Source organism: Spongiibacter thalassae, from assembly GCF_012272835.1.
GTDB classification, from domain to species: domain Bacteria; phylum Pseudomonadota; class Gammaproteobacteria; order Pseudomonadales; family Spongiibacteraceae; genus Spongiibacter; species Spongiibacter thalassae.
In genome coordinates this window covers 366,797-386,528 of the sequence record NZ_JAAWWK010000004.1, presented here as the reverse complement: position 1 = coordinate 386,528, position 19,732 = coordinate 366,797, and the positions used below count along the sequence as shown (strand labels likewise).

Annotated in this window: 16 protein-coding genes; 8 read left to right on the top strand and 8 right to left on the bottom strand. The window is 58.8% G+C overall.

What is annotated here, in order from left to right:
- Position 1 precedes the first annotated feature (1 nt).
- Positions 2–2,029: a M3 family metallopeptidase gene (locus tag HCU74_RS12990; protein ID WP_168450841.1), complete on the bottom strand. Its 2,028-nt coding sequence runs from the start codon at positions 2,027–2,029 to the stop codon at positions 2–4.
- A 129-nt stretch (positions 2,030–2,158) separates the two neighbouring features.
- Here HCU74_RS12990 and HCU74_RS12985 point away from each other — a divergent pair, with 129 nt between their 5' ends.
- Entirely contained in the window at positions 2,159–2,719 is a 561-nt protein-coding gene (locus HCU74_RS12985; protein ID WP_168450840.1) for a gamma carbonic anhydrase family protein, read from the top strand.
- 37 nt (positions 2,720–2,756) lie between these two features.
- Here HCU74_RS12985 and HCU74_RS12980 read toward each other — a convergent pair whose 3' ends face one another.
- The 6 genes from HCU74_RS12980 to HCU74_RS12955 form a co-directional block, all read right to left on the bottom strand.
- Positions 2,757–3,725 carry a calcium/sodium antiporter gene (locus tag HCU74_RS12980; protein ID WP_168450839.1) on the bottom strand — a complete coding sequence of 323 codons (969 nt, stop codon included), beginning with the start codon at positions 3,723–3,725 and terminating at the stop codon, positions 2,757–2,759.
- Between the two features lie 37 nt (positions 3,726–3,762).
- Positions 3,763–4,596, bottom strand: coding sequence for a shikimate dehydrogenase (gene aroE / locus HCU74_RS12975; RefSeq protein WP_168450838.1), 834 nt, complete (start codon positions 4,594–4,596; stop codon positions 3,763–3,765).
- Between the two features lie 4 nt (positions 4,597–4,600).
- Positions 4,601–5,497 carry an oxygen-dependent coproporphyrinogen oxidase gene (hemF, locus tag HCU74_RS12970; RefSeq protein ID WP_168450837.1) on the bottom strand — a complete coding sequence of 299 codons (897 nt, stop codon included), beginning with the start codon at positions 5,495–5,497 and terminating at the stop codon, positions 4,601–4,603.
- Between the two features lie 4 nt (positions 5,498–5,501).
- Positions 5,502–6,065: an L-threonylcarbamoyladenylate synthase type 1 TsaC gene (gene tsaC, locus HCU74_RS12965; protein WP_168450836.1), complete on the bottom strand. Its 564-nt coding sequence runs from the start codon at positions 6,063–6,065 to the stop codon at positions 5,502–5,504.
- Between the two features lie 133 nt (positions 6,066–6,198).
- On the bottom strand, positions 6,199–7,284 hold the full coding sequence (gene dprA, locus HCU74_RS12960) for a DNA-processing protein DprA (protein ID WP_168450835.1): 1,086 nt from the start codon (positions 7,282–7,284) through the stop codon (positions 6,199–6,201).
- Positions 7,285–7,346: 62 nt separating this feature from the next.
- Positions 7,347–8,372, bottom strand: coding sequence for a LysM peptidoglycan-binding domain-containing protein (locus HCU74_RS12955; protein WP_168450834.1), 1,026 nt, complete (start codon positions 8,370–8,372; stop codon positions 7,347–7,349).
- Positions 8,373–8,609: 237 nt separating this feature from the next.
- Between HCU74_RS12955 and def the strand changes: the two genes are divergently transcribed.
- The 7 genes from def to HCU74_RS12920 all read left to right on the top strand — a co-directional run bounded on the left by def (position 8,610) and on the right by HCU74_RS12920 (position 16,867).
- A complete protein-coding gene (gene def, locus HCU74_RS12950; protein ID WP_168450833.1) occupies positions 8,610–9,116 on the top strand; it encodes a peptide deformylase in 507 nt (168 codons plus the stop codon).
- A gap of 9 nt (positions 9,117–9,125) precedes the next feature.
- Positions 9,126–10,088 carry a methionyl-tRNA formyltransferase gene (fmt, locus tag HCU74_RS12945; protein WP_168450832.1) on the top strand — a complete coding sequence of 321 codons (963 nt, stop codon included), beginning with the start codon at positions 9,126–9,128 and terminating at the stop codon, positions 10,086–10,088.
- Positions 10,085–11,380: a 16S rRNA (cytosine(967)-C(5))-methyltransferase RsmB gene (rsmB, locus tag HCU74_RS12940; RefSeq protein WP_168450831.1), complete on the top strand. Its 1,296-nt coding sequence runs from the start codon at positions 10,085–10,087 to the stop codon at positions 11,378–11,380. Before fmt ends, rsmB begins: the two co-directional genes overlap by 4 nt.
- Positions 11,381–11,462: 82 nt before the next feature.
- Positions 11,463–12,836 carry a Trk system potassium transporter TrkA gene (trkA, locus tag HCU74_RS12935; protein WP_168450830.1) on the top strand — a complete coding sequence of 458 codons (1,374 nt, stop codon included), beginning with the start codon at positions 11,463–11,465 and terminating at the stop codon, positions 12,834–12,836.
- 12 nt (positions 12,837–12,848) lie between these two features.
- On the top strand, positions 12,849–14,297 hold the full coding sequence (locus tag HCU74_RS12930; protein WP_168450829.1) for a TrkH family potassium uptake protein: 1,449 nt from the start codon (positions 12,849–12,851) through the stop codon (positions 14,295–14,297).
- Positions 14,298–14,897 (top strand): methyltransferase domain-containing protein, encoded by a 600-nt coding sequence (locus tag HCU74_RS12925; RefSeq protein ID WP_168450828.1) that lies wholly within the window; start codon positions 14,298–14,300, stop codon positions 14,895–14,897.
- 92 nt (positions 14,898–14,989) lie between these two features.
- Positions 14,990–16,867, top strand: coding sequence for a sensor domain-containing protein (locus HCU74_RS12920; RefSeq protein ID WP_168450827.1), 1,878 nt, complete (start codon positions 14,990–14,992; stop codon positions 16,865–16,867).
- Positions 16,868–16,887: 20 nt separating this feature from the next.
- Here the strand turns inward: HCU74_RS12920 and HCU74_RS12915 are convergent, their stop codons facing one another.
- Entirely contained in the window at positions 16,888–19,659 is a 2,772-nt protein-coding gene (locus HCU74_RS12915) for a PKD domain-containing protein (protein ID WP_168450826.1), read from the bottom strand.
- Between the last annotated feature and the right edge of the window lie 73 nt (positions 19,660–19,732).

Below are 19,732 nucleotides of genomic sequence, written 5' to 3'. Positions count from 1 at the left end.
ACTAACCTCCCGTCGCCTGCTTGGGCACAATACCGCTGTGGCGCAGCAGCGCCTCGTTCGCCGGTGCCCGCCCGCGGAACTGTTCAAACAACTCGGCAGCATCACGACTGCCCCCTTGTTCGAGAATCTGCTGACGGAAGCGCAGCCCGGCGTCAGGGTTCATCACTCCTTGTTCTTCAAATAGTGAGAACGCGTCTGCCGACAGAACTTCCGCCCACTTGTAGCTGTAGTACCCCGCCGCGTAGCCACCGGCAAAAATGTGCGAGAAGCTGTTCTGGAAGCGATTGAACGCCGGCGGCACCAGCACTGACACCTGGTTGCGCACACCGTCCATCACTGCATCCACGTCAGCCTCGGAGCGGATATCGGTCTGCATGTGCAAGCGGAAATCAAACAGGGCGAACTCAATCTGCCGCAGCATCTGCATACCCGACTGGAAGTTCTTCGCCGCCAGCAGCTTGTCCAGCATGTCTTCGGGCAAGGCCTCACCGGTTTGATAGTGAGCGGAAATCTGCGGAATTACCGATTTTTCCCAGCACCAGTTTTCCAGAAACTGGCTGGGCAGCTCTACGGCATCCCAGGCCACCCCGTTAATGCCTGACACCGCCAGGCAATCGACCTGGGTGAGCATATGGTGGAGACCATGACCGAATTCGTGGAACAGGGTGGTCACTTCATTGTGGGTGAGCAGAGAAGGGCGGTCAGCCCCCGGTGGGGTGAAATTGCACACTAAAAAGGCGACCGGCCGCTGCACACTGCCATCGTCGAGCAGCCGGCGGCCACGACAATCAGCCATCCACGCGCCGCCACGTTTGTTCGCACGTGCGTAGAGGTCCAGATAGAATTGGGCAAGCACTTCACCGTGACGGCGAATCTCGTAGCAGCGAGCATCCTCATGCCAGAGCGGTGCCTCGGTTTCGCTGATCTCAATATCAAATAGCTGGGACGTCACCTTGAACAGCCCCGACAATACCGTTTCAGCGGGGAAATACGGGCGCAGCTCTTCCTGGGAAATAGCATAGCGGGCCTCGCGCAACTGCTCGCTGTAGTAGGGAATATCCCAAGCCTCCAGCTGGCGCTGACCACGCTCGGCAGCAAACTGACGCAGCTCAGCCAACTCCTCCTCGGCAACGGGCCGGCTGGCCGCGGCCAACTCTTCAAGAAAACCGACCACCACCTCACAGGACGGCGCCATTTTGCTGGCAAGTGAATCCTCGGCGTAATTGGCAAAGCCCAGCAGACCCGCAAGTTCCTGACGCAACTGCAAAATTTCGACCATAATCGGGCCGTTGTCCCACTGGCTCCCCGACGACGCCCGGCTTACATAAGCCTCATAGAGCTCGGCACGGATTTCCCGGCTTTCGCAGTACTGCATCACCGGCAGATAACTGGGAATGTCCAGACTCAGGCGATAGCCCTCAAGACCTTTCTTTTTCGCCGCCGCGGCGAGGTTATCCAGAATAGACTCGGGAATCCCCGCCAAAGACTCACGCTGCTCGACAATCTTTTCCCAGGCATCCGTCGCGTCCAGTACATTGTTGGAGAACGTCGTGGAAAGTTCGCTGAGACGCTGCTGAATATCGCTGAATCGCTTGGCGTCATCGCCCTCCAGAGCCACCCCCGACAAACGAAAATTTCTCAGCATGTTGTTCACCGCCTGACGGCGCGGCTGATCCAGCTGCTGGAACTCCTCACTTTCGGCATAACGACTAAGCCGTTCATACAGTTGGCGATTCTGCCCAAACTCACTGTTATAGGCGGTGAGCTTGGGCAAACAAGCACTGTAGGCCCCCCGCCAGTCGTCGCCGGACAACACCGAATGCAGGTGGCTGAGCGGTGCCCAGAATTGACTGATTTGGTCGTCGATGTCCTCCAGGGGGGACAACAGATTGTCCCAGTTCGGGGGGGCATCCATGCTGCACAGCGCTTGAATACGTTCACGGCTGCGGTTCAACAGCACATCACATTGCTCGGCGAAGTCGTCGGCGCGCAATGCGGAGAAGTCGGGCAGTGGTTGGTCTCGATACATAAATGCTGTGGTCTCTGCGGGAGTAGGCTCAGCACCGAGTTTATCAGAATAGCCCTGCGCCTGTAGGTTTTCAGCACTGTTTAGATTGCACTACAATGCGCCATGGCCCGTCGAAAACCGAGAAATCCCATGACTTATCAGCCCGGCAGTTTCACCCGCACTTTCAACAATCACACACCGCAACTCGGCGAGCGGGTATTTATCGACCCCAGTGCTGTGGTCATCGGCGATGTAGTAGTCGGTGACGATTCTTCCATCTGGCCGCAGACCGCCGTCCGCGGGGATATGCACCGTATCCGCATCGGCGCGCGCACCAGTGTGCAGGACAATAGCGTATTACACATCACCCACGCTGGGCCTTATAACCCCGACGGCTACCCGCTGACCATTGGCGACGATGTTACCGTTGCCCACAGTGTGACGCTCCACGGTTGCACGATCGGCAGCCGGGTATTGATCGGCATGGGCAGTATTGTGATGGACGGTGCGGTGATTGAAGACGACGTGGTGGTTGGCGCCAATAGCCTTGTCCCGCCGGGTAAAACCCTTTCCAGCGGTTTTCTTTATGTGGGCAGTCCGGCCAAGGCGGTGCGCGCCCTGAGCGAAAAGGAGTACAGCTACTTCTGCTACAGCTCGGCGAACTATGCCAAACTCAAGGATCAGCACATCGCCGAACTGGCCAGCGACTGACCGCGCTGGCCAGTTACCCCGGCAGGGCAGCCCGCAATCAGATCGCGCCGCTGTCTACCAGTAGATAACCCAGATAGGCGAAGTAGATCACCACCAACATGCCCCCTTCGGCACGGCGTATGCGCCGTTCTTTGCGGGGGCCGAAGGCGACCAGGTAGAACAGGGCGGTGAGCCCCAGCATCAGCGGGTAGTCCCGGCTAATGACCGCTGCATCCACCGGCCCGGGAGCGATGACCCCGGGCAGTGCCATTACCCCAAGCAGGTTGAACAGGTTAGAGCCAACCACATTGCCAATGGCGATATCGTGCTCGTTTTTACGTGCCGCAGCGACTGATGCCGCCAACTCCGGCAGGCTGGTACCAATAGCGACAACGGTCAAGCCAATCACGAGGTCGCTCACGCCGAAGGCGGTGGCCAATTCCACCGCCGACCACACCAGAATGCGCGCCGAGCCCATTAGCAATATCAGCCCCAGCAGCAACCAACCCAGGGCAACCGGCAGTGTCATATCCCGGGGGATTTCCGCCTCGAACTCGGCTTCTATCGCATCGCCCCGACTGTGTTTGGCCTCCCACAGCTGGCGCAATATGACCAATCCAAAGCCGGTCAGCAGCACCGCGCCGTCGATAAAGTCCAACACGCCGTCGCGCAACAGCACGTAGCCGATAATCATCACCAGCATCAACAGCGGTATTTCCCGGGTCACCAGCTTGCTTTGTACCCGCAACGGAATATACAGCGCTGTGATTCCCAAAATCAGCGCGATATTGGTGATATTCGAGCCCAGTGCATTACCCACCGCCAGGCCTGGCTGCCCATCGAAGGCGGCAATACCCGACACCAGCATTTCCGGCGCCGAGGTGCCAATGCCCACCACCAGAATACCCACGACCAGGGGCGAAACCCCCAGTATTGCGGCGGTCGCCGAGGCGCCGATCACAAACCGATCCGCGCTCCAGACCAATAAAATCAGGCCCAGAATCAGGGCCGCGACGGTTAACAACATAGATATGTCCAACAAACTGTGTGGGGTGAGGTCGGCATCAGGCCGCCAGAGACTGGCGAATAGCTTCGATTACCGGTTTGGTGTCGGGCCGAATACCCCGCCATATGCAAAATGATTCCGCCGCCTGCTCAACCAGCATGCCGAGGCCGTCGGACACCGCCCAAGCGGTTTCCGCCGCAGCCCAGCGCATAAACGGTGTCGGCTCTGCACCGTACATCATATCGTAGGCACACCCTTCACTGCTGAGGATCTGCGAGGGCAAAGGCGGCAGATCGCCACTCATGCTGGCGCTGGTACCGTTGATAATCAAGTCGTACTGGCCGCCGTCAAGGGCTTCATAGCAAGTACCCCGAACATCGCCCAGTTCATTAAAAATCTCTGCTAATTTCTCTGCCTTCGCCACCGTGCGGTTGGCAATAACGATATGCTCAGGCCGTTGCTTTAACAGCGGGCCCAGTATTCCCCGAACCGCACCCCCGGCACCCAGAATCAACACGCGCCGGCCACTGATCTCCCAACCGAGGTTGTCGTGAATATCCCTGACCATGCCGACGCCGTCGGTGTTGTCGCCGTAAATACGGTCGTCCTCACCCTTGGCCAGCGTATTCACCGCGCCGGCACGGCGGGCGCGGCCACTCAGCTCGTCGGCAAATTCATACGCATCCAGCTTGAAAGGCACGGTGATATTCAAGCCTTTGCCATCGTTGTGAAAAAACTGTCCCGCGGCATCGGCAAACCGCCCCAGCTCCACTTTATGCGCGCGATAGTGCAACTGCTGACCGCTCTGGGCGGCGAAAGCTGCGTGAATTTGCGGCGATTTACTGTGCTTGACCGGATTACCAAAAACGGCGTACTGATCTATTTTTTCCATAAAATTACGCTAACCAGTCCTGGTGGGGAAGGAAGTCGCGATAAAGAGACTCTTCCGGGCTTCCGACGTCGGGCTGCCAATTATACTCCCATCGTACCAATGGTGGCATCGACATCAGTATTGACTCAGTGCGCCCGCCGCTTTGCAAGCCAAACAACGTGCCGCGATCAAACACGAGGTTGAACTCAACATAGCGGCCACGGCGGTATAACTGGAACTGGCGTTCCCGCTCCCCCCAGGGGGTGTCGCGGCGGCGGCGAACAATCGGCAGGTAGGCCTGGGTAAACGAATCGCCAACGGAACGCATAAACGCGAAGCTGTGATCGAAACCCTGCTCGTTAAAGTCGTCAAAGAACAGGCCGCCCACTCCCCGTGCTTCGTCCCGATGCTTGAGATAGAAATACTCGTCGCACCATTGTTTCAGTCGCGGATACAGCTCGTCACCAAAGGGCGCACAGGCGTTAGCGGCGGTCTGGTGCCAGTGGCGACAGTCGTCGCGGTTGCCATAGTAGGGAGTCAGGTCATAGCCGCCACCAAACCACCAAACAGGTGCCTCGCCGTCTTTTTCGGCCACAAAGAAGCGCACATTGGCATGACTGGTGGGCACATAGGGGTTCAAGGGGTGGACCACCAGGGAAACCCCCATGGCCTGATAGCGCCGCCCCGCCAGCTCTGGCCGGTGAGCCGTAGCACTTACGGGCATCGCATCTCCCTGTACATGGGAGAAATTTACGCCGCCTTTTTCAATCACGGCACCGTCGGTGATAATCCGGCTGCGCCCGCGGCCCCAATCATCTTCGACAAAGCTCGCCTTGCCGTCCTCCTGCTCCAGTGCCGCGCAAATACGGTCCTGCAGATCAAGAAGGTATGATTTAACCGCGGCTATATCCACATCGCTCATTGCACTATCCCTCTCGAAGCACCGCGCCGGTCAGCGCATCGTAGATGGCGCTGGGTTTGTCGCGACCGCCACAGCGACCGGGCATATAGTAATGTACTGCTGCGGCGAAATAACGCTGGGCCTGCTGTTGGTCACGTGCAGGATTCATTCCCGCCGGGTTTGCCGATGTCGATACCAGGCAGCTATCTGCCGCCGCACACAGCGCTTTTGTAAGCGGGTGCTCACTTACTCTAACTGCCACGCTATCAAAGTGACCCCGCACCCAAGGTGGTGCAAATTCTGTGTCGGGAAGAACCCAGGTTACCGGCCCAGGCCAACTGTTCAGCACCCGGTCCCGCTGGGCAGTCGTCAGCGACTCCAGCAGGGGCCGCACCCGGTCGATGGAATCCGCCACCAACAGCAGGCCCTTTGCGGGATCGCGCTGCTTCATGTCACAGATTCGCGCCACCGCGGCTGGGTTATGTGGCAGACACGCCAGGCCCCAGACCGCTTCAGTAGGGTGGCAGACAACACCTCCGGCCCGCAGTAAATCAACCGCGCGCAGAAGACGATAGCGGGATACATTCATGGCATGGTTTACCTGTTCAATGCGTGACCATCGCAGCGTAGGCGGCGGTGGCCGTTCCGCGTTAGTCACCAGACGCGGCAAAAGTACCCAATGCCGTCGGGCATTGCAAATCAATGGGGGCGATTAGTGCCACTCATTCGCGACGGCGCAGCCAGCCCGCAGGCTGTTGTTCGACCCAGCCGCCCAGCTCGAGTTCGCCCAGCTCCGCCAATAGTACAGGTATCGGCAGTGCCGAACGGGCTGCCAGGACGTCCAGCGCCTGCGGGGCAAAGTCGAGCAGCGGCAGCAGGGCGGAGTCGGGGGCCAACACATCCGGCGGGGTTTCCTCTGCCAGAACAGGGCTACCCGCCGACCAGCCGCTGAGTTCCTCGACGATATCGGCGGTGGTTTCAACCAGTTTGGCACCTTGTTTTATCAAGGCGTTACACCCTCGACTGGAGGGACTGTGAATTGAGCCCGGCAAGGCAAAGACATCGCGATTCTGCTCCAGCGCCTGGCGCGCAGTAATCAGCGAGCCACTCTGCACCGCTGCCTCGACCACCAGCACGCCCAGGCTCAGCCCGCTGATAATGCGATTGCGTTGGGGAAACTGGTGCCGCAGTGGCGGCGTGCCGAGGTTGTACTCACTCAGAATCAGACCCTGCTCGGCGATCTCCTGGTACAGCTTTTGACTGCTGCGCGGATAGCATACGTCGACCCCGCAGCCCAGTACGGCCAGTGTCGTGCCGGCGACATCCAGCGCTCCGCGGTGGGCGCTGGCATCGATCCCCCGCGCCATACCACTGACGACGCCAAAACCAAGACTGGCCAGTGCGGCGGCGAATTGGCGGGCGTCATCAAGCCCTCTGTGACTGGAACGACGACTGCCGACAATCGCCAGCATGGGCACCGACAGGAGCTCGCGGCGGCCGCGTAAAAACAGTAGTGGCGGAGGATCGTGAATTTCCGCCAGCAGCCCCGGATAGTCCGCATCGGCCAGGCAGATGATCTCGCAAGCGGCCGCGTCCAGGCGCTGTTGCAGCAGGTTCCGCGCGTCCGCCTGCCGCAATACAGCGGGCACACGACGAATCACCGCACGCAGCGGTGCCTGTGTGTCGTCGGTTAGTCGATTAACCAGTAAGCGGGGGTCGGGCGCCAGCGCCATTAATTGACGCAGCACTCCGGAGGGCAACTGCAACTGTTCGCGCAGCTGCAGCCAGAGCAGGGCATGGGATTCCATCGTCTGCATCCTTGCATGACAATTGCGCCACTCGAGTCGGTGGCGCGGTATTCAGTGTCGAATCAAGGGTTGCGCACCTTGTCGCCAACGGTCAGCGCTTCCTCAGCCTTCAGGACCAGGGCATAGCTGACCTTCTCAAAGGTGCGGAACACCATCAAAATGCCCGCGCGCACGTCGGGAGCGCGAAGGCGCTCGCCTGTCACGGGGTCGCGCACCATCACTCCACGGGTGTAAATCGCCATCACGTCGCCGGGCATCACCTCGTTGCGGGTGCCTAGATCCAGGGTAACCACATCCATGCTGCCGATCTGGGTCAGGCCGCCTTCCACCGCAATAATATGGCCGTCGACATCCGTTGCCGGTGCAGCGGGTTCAAAGCGGGCGGTCAGCTGCCGTCGTTCAAGGGGTAAAAAGCGGTCGGCGCGACGAATTTCCTGAGTGCTGCGGTTCAGCGCCAACGTCGCCACATCGCCCTCTTTACTCAGCAGGTGGGCAGTGCCGATATCAATGGCCTCAACACCAAGCTTTTCGCGAGTATCAGGGTCGACATAGACCTTGCCGCGACGGTAGATGCCGTAGTTTTCATCGCCGGAAAAATCACCCCGGCCGAGGATTTCGTCGCCGGCACCCGCCACAATGTTGCCGCGCTTGCCCGCCAGCACATAGGGCGCGCTCTCCAGTTCCTCGTCGGTAACGATGCGGCTGCGGGTCAGGAAGGGGGCGATAACATCCAGCGGGATCGCGGGAATGGCATCGCTGATATCGGAAATTCGCATCTGTGGCGTCAGCTTAACAATGCCATCACTCGGTGCCGGATTGCGCACCAGCACCGGGCGTCCGTCCACCCACATCAGCTTCAGCAAATCACCGGGGTAGATTAGATGGGGGTTGGCCACCTGGGGATTGTAATGCCACAGCTCGGGCCACAACCAGGGGTCGTCCAGAAACATGGCAGAGATCGCCCAGAGGGTGTCGCCCTTTTTAACGACGTAGGTCTGCGGATGTCCGGCTTTAAGGGACAACACATCGCCCGCATGGACAAGACCCATCATCAGGCACATCACCAGACCCAATACGGTTTTTCTCATAACACTTTCCTTAACGCCGCCTCTGGTCACGATGCCCTGGTTGGTATGCCATGGCCTGCGCGGGAATCAGGCATTTCCGTGGCGCTCGCGGTATAATAGCTGCTATCAATGGAACAGAGACGGCTTTTCTTTTTCAGAAGCGGTTTCCACTCCGGTATTCATCGCCCTGCTTTTGCGAATACTCTTTATATTAGCAATAGTTAGGCAACATACACGACAACTTGGTCACATTCACTTATGGCAGTGCTTGAGATTCTTGAATTTCCCGACCCGCGCCTGCGCACCGTTGCTAAACCGGTAGCAGAGGTTGACGATCGCATACGCAATATTATCGACGACATGTTCGACACCATGTACGAGGCGCCTGGCATTGGCCTGGCCGCCAGCCAGGTGGATATCCACGAGCAAATTGTGGTGATCGACATCAGCGAGGATCGCAGCGAGCCGCTGGTGTTCATCAACCCGGAAATCACCGTGTTGGATGAAGAACACTTTCAGTATGACGAAGGCTGCCTGTCAGTACCGGGCTTTTACGAAACCGTAGAACGGCCCCGTCACATTCGCGTCAAGGCGCTGGATCGCAACGGCGAGGCCTTTGAGATGGAGCCGGAGGGCTTGCTGGCGGTGTGCATTCAACACGAAAAAGACCACCTTCTGGGCAAGCTGTTCGTCGACTATATCTCGCCCCTCAAGCGCAATCGCATTCGCGGCAAGCTCGAAAAACGCCACAAGCGTCAGGCATAGGAGGCGTCAGTGGCCACAACCCGACTCAAACTGGTGTTCGCCGGGACGCCGGAATTCGCCGCCCAGCACCTGCGGTTTCTGCTCGACAGCGGCCAGCACGACATCGTCGCCGTTTATACCCAACCCGACCGGCCCGCCGGGCGGGGCAAAAAGCCACGCCCCAGCCCCGTGAAAAACATCGCGCTGGAACAGGGCCTACCTGTCTACCAACCGCTGAATTTCAAGGCTGAGGAAGACCGCCGAGCGCTGGCAGCGCTGGGTGCCGACCTGATGGTCGTCGTAGCCTACGGCCTGATTCTGCCGCAAAGTGTGCTCGACATTCCTCGACTCGGCTGTGTAAACGTCCACGCCTCGCTGCTGCCGCGCTGGCGCGGTGCCGCGCCCATTCAGCGCGCCATCGAGGCCGGCGACAGCGAAAGCGGTGTCACCATCATGCAAATGGCAGCGGGGCTCGATACCGGCGATATGTTGCGCAAGGTAAGCTGTGCTATCACCTCCAACGACACCGCCGCCAGCCTCCACGACCGGCTGGCGGACATGGGCGGACCGGCACTGCTGGAGACCCTTAATAGCCTTGCCGACGGCACCGCCGTTGCCGAGGCCCAGGACGACACGCTGAGTAATTACGCGGCAAAGATCGACAAGCAGGAAGCCATACTGGATTGGCGCAAACCCGCAACGCAGCTCGACCGGGAAATCCGCGCATTTATTCCCTTTCCGATTTGCTATACCACCCTCGGCGAGGACCGCCTGCGGGTGTGGCAGGCCCTGCCCCAGGACAACAGCCCCGGCGCAGCCACCCCCGGCACGATTATCCACACTGACAAACAGGGGATTACCGTGGCCTGTGGTGAAGGCACCCTGTTACTGCAGGCACTGCAGCTACCTGGCGCCCGGCAACTCAGTGTCGCCGAAATACTCAATGGCCACGCTGCACGCTTTAGCCCCGGCACTGTACTGGGTAGCCAATGAGCTGCCCACGCATTGCCGCCGCCCAATGCCTGGCGGCCATTGTCGGCGACGGACAGTCACTGAGTCGCCAACTCACCATTAATGAAACCAAGCTGCCTGAGAATCAGCGCAGTCTTTATCGCGAACTGTGCTACGGCACCCTGCGGCAGTACTGGCGTCTGGATGCGGCCCTCAAGCCCTGCTTTAGCCGCCCCCTGAAAAAGCGCGACCTGGATATCAAAATGCTGGTCTACGTCGGCGCCTACCAGCTGTTCCACACCCGAGTTCCCCACCACGCAGCAATCAACAGCTGTGTTGAAGGAGCGCGCAAACTCAACAAAAAATGGGCAGCGGGAATGATTAACGCCATTCTGCGCCGCTGCCAGCGCGAGGGCGACGAGTTGTTCGAGGGTCTGTCCCCGGCGGCGGCCAGCAGTCACCCCCAATGGCTGCACCAGGCGATTAGCCGGGCCTGGCCCGAGGCCGCCGATCAAATATTCACCGCGAACAACAGCCATCCGCCGTTTTGTCTGCGGGTGAATGCGCAACACAGTGACCGTGACGCCTACCTCGATGCCCTGAGGGCCGAGGGTATTGGCGCCAGCCACTGCGCATTCAGTGCGCGGGGACTGCGTCTGGACCAGGCCGTGCCGGTGTCTTCACTGCCCGGTTTTGCCGAGGGTTCGGTGTCGGTTCAGGACGAAGCCGCGCAGCTGTGTACTGACCTCCTCGATCTGGCCCCCGGCCAACGGGTACTCGACGCCTGTGCCGCCCCCGGCGGCAAAACCTGTGCGATCCTGGAAGCGGAGCCGGCACTGGATGAAGTGGTCGCCCTCGACGTAGATGGCCAACGCCTGGAGAGGGTGGAGGACAATCTCGAACGCCTCGGCCTGCGCGCCAGCTGCGCCGTGGCTGACGCCTCGACCACCGACTGGTGGGACGGCCGGCATTTCGACCGCATATTGCTCGATGCACCCTGCTCAGCCACCGGGGTGCTGCGTCGCAACCCGGACATTCGCCTGCATCGCCGCGCCGAGGATATTGCCGAACTGGCGGCATTACAGGGAAAAATGCTCGATGCCCTGTGGCAATGCCTCGCCCCCGGCGGCCGACTGGTTTATGCCACCTGCTCCGTGTTGCCCGCCGAGAACACCTCCTCGGTAGGCGCCTTCTTAGCTCGGCACAGCGACGCCAGACACATTGAGATCAAGGCACCCTGGGGACTGAACGTCGAGTTCGGCAGACAAATACTGCCGCAGACGGACGGTGCAGACGGCTTTTTCTATGCTGTACTATCAAAAGATGCGGCGTAACATGGCAAGCCCTTTCAGGCATCCTGCAAGACCTTAAGAGTGAGCGCGGTGCAGTGTTCCAGATAAACCAAAAACGGCAACTATGAAAATTATCATTCTCGGAGCAGGCCAGGTTGGCGGCACACTGGCAGCAAATCTGGCCAGTGAGCACAACGATATTACGGTGGTCGATCGGGATGTCGACCGCCTGCGCGAGCTGCAGGATCGTTTGGACATTGGTACGGTGTGCGGTGCCGCCTCCCATCCCGATGTGCTGGCCCAGGCCGGCGCCGAAGACGCCGACCTGCTGATCGCCGTGACCAGCAGCGACGAGGTCAACATGGTGGCCTGCCAGGTGGCCTATTGCCTGTTTCGCACCCCAACCAAAATTTCCCGCATTCGCTCCAGCGCCTATACCAGCCAGGAAAAGCTGTTTGGTAATGAGGCCATTCCCATCGATGTGTTTATCAGCCCCGAAGAGCTGGTGTGCCGCTATATCAAGCGCTTGCTTCAATACCCCGGCTCACTGCAGGTACTGGACTTCGCCGACGGCAAGGTCCAGCTGGTCGCCGTGAAGGCCTATTACGGCGGCCCGCTGGTGGGCAATGAGCTGGCCACCATCCGCGATCACATGCCCACCGTCGATACTCGAGTAGCGGCCATTTTCCGCCGAGGCAACGCCATTGTGCCCACCGGCAACACCGTTGTAGAGGCCGGCGACGAGGTGTTCTTTATCGCCGCGCGCAAGAATGTAATGCCGGTGATGGGAGAGCTGCGCCGCCTGGACACCCGCTATAAACGCATCATTATTGCCGGCGGCGGTAATATCGGTGAACGCCTGGCCAAGGCGGTTGAAAGCCGCTACAACGTCAAGATTATTGAACGGGACTACCAGCGCTGTCGGACGCTATCGGAACAATTGCGCCACGCCATTGTGCTCCATGGCAGCGCCTCCGACCATGAACTGCTGGCCCAGGAGAATATCGACGATATTGATGTCTTCCTCGCCCTGACCAACGACGACGAAGCCAATATCATGTCGTCGCTATTGGCCAAGCGCATGGGCGCCAAAAAGGTCATCACCCTGATTACCAATCCCGCCTATGTTGAACTGGTGCAGGGCGGCGAAATCGACATTGCCATTTCCCCCCAGCAAATTACTATCGGCAGCCTGCTTACCCATGTGCGTCGCGGCGATATCTACAATGTTCACTCCCTGCGTCGGGGCGCCGCCGAAGCACTGGAAATTATCGCCCACGGCGACGAACGCTCCTCCAAGGTGGTCGGCAAGCGCCTCGACGAGATTGATCTGCCTGACGGGGTAACCATCGGCGCGCTGGTAAGGGGCGACGAGGTACTGATTGCCCACAGCCACTTGACCGTCGCCAGTGAGGATCACCTGATTCTTTTCCTGGTGGACAAAAGCAAAATCAAATCTGTGGAGAAGCTGTTCTCCGTCGGCTTCACCTTCTTCTGAGGCTTACGGAACATGCACCTGACCACCATTTGCCGCATTATTGGCATGTTACTGATGATCTTCAGTCTGACCATGGCGCTGCCCGCGGCGCTTGCGGCAATCTATCAGGACGGCGCACTGGGTGCGTTCTCCTATGCCTTCGGATTAACCTTTCTCAGCGGCTTGTCACTTTGGGCGCTCAGCCGCGGCAAGCAACCCGACCTGGGCATCCGTGATGGCTTCCTGGTCGTGGCCTTGTTCTGGACGGTACTGGGCTTGTTTGGGGCACTGCCGTTTTACCTCGCTGATAACCCCGGCCTGTCGGTCAGTGCCGCGGTATTTGAGTCGGTATCCGGGCTGACCACCACTGGCGCAACGGTCATTACCGGCATCGACGATCTGCCCATTTCCATTCTGTTCTACCGTCAGTTCCTGCAATGGCTGGGGGGGATCGGTATCATTGTTATCGCCGTGGCAATACTGCCCATACTCGGCATCGGCGGCATGCAGCTCTATCGGGCGGAAACCCCGGGGCCGGTCAAGGACAACAAACTGACACCACGTATTACCGGCACGGCGAAGGCACTGTTCTTCATGTACGTCGCCATGACGCTGGCCTGCACCCTGGCCTATTGGGCGGCGGGCATGAGCTTTTTTGACGCGATATGCCACAGCTTTTCCACCGTTGCTATTGGCGGCTTTTCGACCCACGACGCCAGTATGGGCTACTTCGACAGCCCGTTAATTCTGCTGATTTGCACGGTGTTTATGCTGATCGCCGGAATGAGCTTTGCCATTCACTACCATGTCTGGCGCAGTGGCCGGGTACGCCTGTATATGCAGGACTCTGAAACCAAGTTCTATTTGGGCGTCATCGCCACCGCCACACTATCGGTGTGCGGTTACCTGATTTTCAGCGGCGAACAAACCCCGCTGGACGGCATCATCAACGGCCTGTTCCACACAGTTTCCATTGCCACCACCGCAGGTTTTGGCGCCGACGATTTCGCCGCCTGGCCGAGCTTTTTACCTGTTGGCCTGCTGCTGCTGTCGTTTATTGGCGGCTGCGCCGGCTCCACCGGTGGCGGCATGAAAGCTGTGCGGGTAATGCTGGTCGCCAAGCAGGGTATTCGTGAGCTGAAGCAACTGATCCACCCCAGCGCGGTTATTCCACTGAAGATTGGCTCGCACCGGGTTGAGGCCAAGGTGGTCAGTGCCGTGTGGAGCTTCTTCGGTGTCTACCTGATTTCCTTCCTGGCCATTACCCTGGCAATGATGGCCTGCGGCCTGGACTTTCTCTCGGCGTTTTCCGCTACCGCGGCATCGATCAACAATATGGGCCCGGGGCTGGGGGAGGTTGCCGCCAACTACAGCACCGTGAGTCACACCGGAAAATGGATTCTGTGCTACGCCATGCTGCTGGGACGACTGGAAATTTTCACCCTGCTGGTGATACTGCTCCCGGCATTCTGGAGACGCTGAGTGAGTAGCGATATACAGACCAAATGGGATCTGCGCTATCGAGATGCCGAGCTGCCGCGCCCGCCCTGTAAACTGCTGGCCGAACACCGCTCGCTACTGCCCGCAAGCGGCAATGCTCTGGATCTGGCCTGTGGACTGGGGGGCAACGCGGTATTTCTCGCTGAATCGGGATTAGCCGTAGACGCGGTGGATGTCTCCCCGGTGGCGATAGACCACCTCAATCACTACGCAAGCCTTCACCAACTGCCCATTCGCGGGCGCTGCCGAGACGTCGAAAAAACGGGGCAGGGCGACGACCTGCGCTACGACGTGATTGTGGTCAGCTATTTTCTTTACCGCCCGCTGCTACCGGTTTTGGCCGGCGTACTACAACCCGAAGGGCTGTTGTTTTACCAGACCTTCAACAGCATCAAACACAGTACTCACGGCCCGAGCACGAAGGACTTTTTACTGAACGACGGAGAATTGCCGCTGGCAATGCCCGATCTCGACATTGTGTTCCACCAGCAGGACATCCAGGGCGAAAACACCGATGGACCGTGGCAAACCGGCTATATAGGTCGCGCGCGGACTATTCATCGTTCGCCGCGCCTGCGATGATACAGCCATTGAAACCCCGGTATCGCGGTCGATTCCGCGGAATAATAACTGTCCTTTACCACTAATAATGTCACCAAGGCGTTTGGCAGGGAATGGCGTATCTGTATCTTGTAGTAATTGTTGGTTTGTCTGCGGCAGTAGCCATTATTAGCGGCCTTTACTTCCCTTTCAGCGACTTTCCGCCGCATCTTCCGGCGATATTGGGCTTTGCCGCAACGGCAATCTGTTGTCTGCTGCTATTGTGTTACCGACTTAACAAAAAGCTTAACGCCAACCTCAGCGCACTCGAACAGCACAACCATTATCAGCTTATGCTCGACAGTAGTCCGGTAGCCAGTGTTCTGCTAAACAGTGACTATACCCCTTTGGCCTACAACAAGACCTTCGCCGACATCACCGGCCTTGGACCGGTCGACTCCTGTACAAGCGGCGATATTTCCAAACTTGTACGCTATCTCTCGCGGGATTGCAGTGAGCGCATTGTCTACTCCATTAGCAACAAGCAGGACTGGCAGGGTGAGCTAAAGGTAAAGGGGAGGGATCAATATCTGGCCGCCGAGCTGCACTGTATGCCGGCGGGAAAGGACGGCAAAGACCTCTTCGTCTTCAGTTTCGAGAATATTTCCGAGCACAAGGCCATTGCCGATCAGTTGTTCGTCCGAGAGCATTACAGCTTGCTAACAGGGCTGCCCAATCGGGAACTGGCGTTGAAAACCCTTGAAAACAGCATCGCCCTCAACCAACACGACGACGATGGTTTTGTGCTGCTTCACCTCGACCTCGACAGGGTGCGCTACCTGAACGACTCCCTGGGCACCGCGGTGGTAGATCGACTTATCGCCGAAACTGCCGAAAGACTGCAACGCTGCCTGCGCGAAGACCAACTGGTGGCACACCTGGGAGCCGATGAATTTATTGTGGTGCTCGGCGCCGGCAGCTGTATCGACGAGGCGCAAATTCTCGCCGAGAGCCTGCTTACTCGGCTCAGCGATCGCTTTGTGATTGGCAACCACAACCTGACTATCAGCGGCAGCATCGGTATCTGTCGCTACCCGGAGGACGGCACTGACCCGCCAACCCTGATGCGCCGCGCCGAAGCGGCGATGTACGAGGCGAAAAACAAGGGCGGCAACTCTTTCGTCATCTATCAGGCGGGCATTAGTAGCACCGCTGAACACCGTGTTGAAACGGAAAGTCATTTACACCACGCACTGGAAAAAGAGCAGTTTGAACTGTTTTTTCAACCAGTCATCGACTTGACCAGCCATAAGCTGATCGGCTCCGAAGTATTACTGCGCTGGCACAACCGGGATCTCAACAACCCAGGCCCAGCGGAGTTTATCTATATCGCTGAGGAATGTGGTCTGATTAATCCCATAGGCGAATGGATATTAATCAAGGCCTGTAAGCAGGTTGTACAGTGGCAGCAGGCTGGGCTACCGAAAATAAATGTGGCAGTAAATATTTCGGCGAGGCAGTTTGAAGACGACGCCATTGTCGATAGCGTGGTACGCGCACTGAATCAGTCAGGGCTACCTCCACAGCAACTGGAACTGGAGGTTACCGAAGGCCTGCTACTCCACGACACGCCAAATATTCGCGCCTGCTTCAACAAACTGAAGCACATGGGGGTGCGCATTTCCCTGGACGACTTCGGTGTCGGCTACGCATCGTTGAGCTATTTGAAAAGTTACCCCTTCGATATTCTTAAGGTTGATCGCAGCTTTGTGCAGGACATCGATACCGACGAGGGTAGCGTTACGCTGATTGACGCCATTATTAATATGGCCCAGACCTTTGGTATGAAGGTTATCGCAGAGGGCGTTGAAAACCTGCAGCAACGCCGGATTCTGAGGGAAAAGAATTGCGATATGGTGCAGGGCTATTTGTATAGCCCACCGCTGAATGCCGACCAGTTTTACGAGTGGGCCAAGCGCTACTGCGATGTGCAGCAAACCCAGCATAGCTAGCCCTGGCAAGTGAACAGGCCCTAGGGCAACGACGGGTAAAGCGCACTTTCGCCGCGCCAGACCTCCGGTGGCAAGCAGGTGGGTAGCGGCGCCGAGCCGGGCAGTAGCCACACTGGCGCACTGAACATGACCGGACGGCGATTCGCCGCCGTATCCAGCACCCGCAAAAACAAATAGGTTTTGTCATTGGGCACAATCATCTCCGTCTGCGCCCAGCCCCCACTGAATTCGGCCACGACGGTATTCCCCGGGCCCACCAACTGAATCAGCGCACTGTGCATTGGCCTGCCGTCGCGGGTAACTTCCATGGAGACGGGCACTACGCTGCCTACCGGCGCTCGCAAACGCGAGCCCATGGGCATGCCTCCCACATTGAAGACCCCGCGCACATCAACGTAGTTCTGCGCCACCGCATAGGCACGGCGGGCCAACATCGCTTCGCGCAAATCGTCCAGGCTGCGAGAACGGGAAATCAGCACCGTTTTCGGCAGGTCCGGGTCACCCCATGCCAGACCGTGGTGGTCCTCTGAGCTGATCGGAGCCAGATGCCAGCCCTTGTCGAGGGCATAGGATAGCCAGCTACCCCCTGGGCCATCGCTGTCGTACTCGCTTCCCTTGCCAAAGACCTCGATGCCCACCGTGCGATAGTCGGCGGCCGGAACAAAGCGGAAATCGTTAAAGGTGTAGGCGGGGTCACCACCCAGGTTCTCCAGCACTCCTTCCACAGCATCCTCTCGCCCCGGATGATTAAAGCTCAACAAACCGTCGCTGCCGCCGCCGAACGCCGCGGGATAGGAAAACCATTGCCAAAAGTTCGCCATACTCACCGCGTAGCCCGGCCCGGTTTTCGCATTGATAAAGTTTCGCGAAAAATAAACATTGATATGGCCGAAGCGGTCTGAGGTCCACTCAAAGCCACGAATAGCGGTAAAGCTTGCAGAGCTGGCAGCCACACTTTGATCCAGAGTGGCCGCCCATTTCACCAATGCGTCCTGGGGCCGCGCATCGTCGACGAGAAATACGCAGTAAAGGAACTGTTCGGGAGGGCATTCCGCGCGACCCAGCCCCACGGACAGGGGTATTTGCAAGGTGTCTGAATGATCGGAGCTCGCAGCAAAATCATAGCCTTTGGCCGCAATTTCCCGATAGGCATCCGCCGGGCGGGTAAGGGGGACCCCGTCGGAATAGCCGGTGTGTTCATGCAGGGCGCCGATGTAGTGTTCGAAGCTCTGCTCGTCGTAAGCGGGGTTGCAGGCGTCGGCAGGAGCGTCGCTGCCTAACTGCTCCAGCACGTAGCTGGGGTCATGCAATTGCTTAAGGCCGTCGCGGCAGTGATCCGGTTCATTGTCGGTCAAGCATTGGCGCAACGCCGGCCCCATCAGGTCGGCAAAAATGCAGGCTTCGTCCAGGGGATCTGCGCAGGCGCTGAAGGATGCGGGATCAAGCAGTCCGGCAACCGGATAGAGTGGGCAGTTCGGCTGCAAGGGCGACTGCACACAGGACAAAAAATCCGGCTCAGCCTGCTGGCGGGGCAAAATCTGCACCTGGCGGGCGCGGTGCACTGTCTCACGGCCATCGCTGACCCTTAGCACAACGTCGATCGTATACGGCTTGTCCAGGGGAGGTACGATGAAACCGGCCTCGGACTTGTCTGCAGGTTGTACTGAAATTTCCGGCGCGCCATCGTCGCTGGTGACCTGCCAGTGCAACTGCAGGGCATCGCCGTCGGCGTCACGTGTCTGTGCGCTCACAAAGGCGGTTTCGCCGCTGTACACCACCCCGGGTTCGACGTTTACATGAACAATTTCCGGGGGCCAATTACTCCCCGGATGCACGGTAAGGGCAATCTCATCTTCCGCCACACCGCCATCATTGTCAGTGACCCGCAGCCGAATCCTCAGCACCTCACTGCTGGCGACATTCGGAGCGATAAAGCTCGGCTCCAGGGTGTCGGCATCCGCGATGGCGAGATGCTCAAAGGGGGGAAGGGCAATCCACTGTACCGCAACGATTTCGCCATCGTCATCGCTGGCCAGCCCGCTAAGGATAATATGTTCCCGACCGAAAGCGGCACGATCGGCGCCGGCATTGGCACTGGGAAGCCGATTGGGCAGGGTATCCAGCAGGTGAATCTGCACTTCGTCCTCACCGGTGAAGCCGCCGCTGTCAGTCGCCTGCAAGCGAAAGGCCAGTGTCTCCGGCTGGTTCACCTGGGGTAGCGACAGGCGCAACAGGTCCTGGTCGCTGCCGCCAATAATGTCCGCCGTCGGACCACGGCTTTGCTGCCATTGCATTCGGCGAACACTGCGGCCACCACGGGCCTCCGCACGACCTGACAAAGTCAATAATGTACCTTCATCAGCCTCGCTATCATCCCCGGCAAACACCTGTGGGCGCTGGGTATCGTCGTCCGAAGGATAGAGCTGAATGGTCTTGTTCGCCAATAGCTCACCATCGCCGTCGTCAACTTGCACCGCCACGACGATTTCGCGCACGGTCTCAACATCGGTAGCGACAAAACTGAAGGTATCGCCCTCGGAGATCGAAGATGTCAGTAGTGATTCACCCGCCGCCACCTGCCAGCGCCAGGGGCCTTGGGGAGCAGGCTCCGTATTCGTCACCGCATACAAGCGGTGCTCCACGCCGGGCGCGACCTGATTCTCGCCAACGATACTAAGCTGTGCTGACGCCGTCGTTTCCTGTGTGGGCGGAGGCGACGAGGTACCGCCGCAGGCCGACAGCAGCAGAAACAGCGCTATATATTGAAGTTTTGTGGATTGTCTCGCCCGCATAACACACCCCGCCTGAAATTCAGACCGGGGAGTTTACGCTGGCAACATGACATGGAAATGACGATTAAGGAAC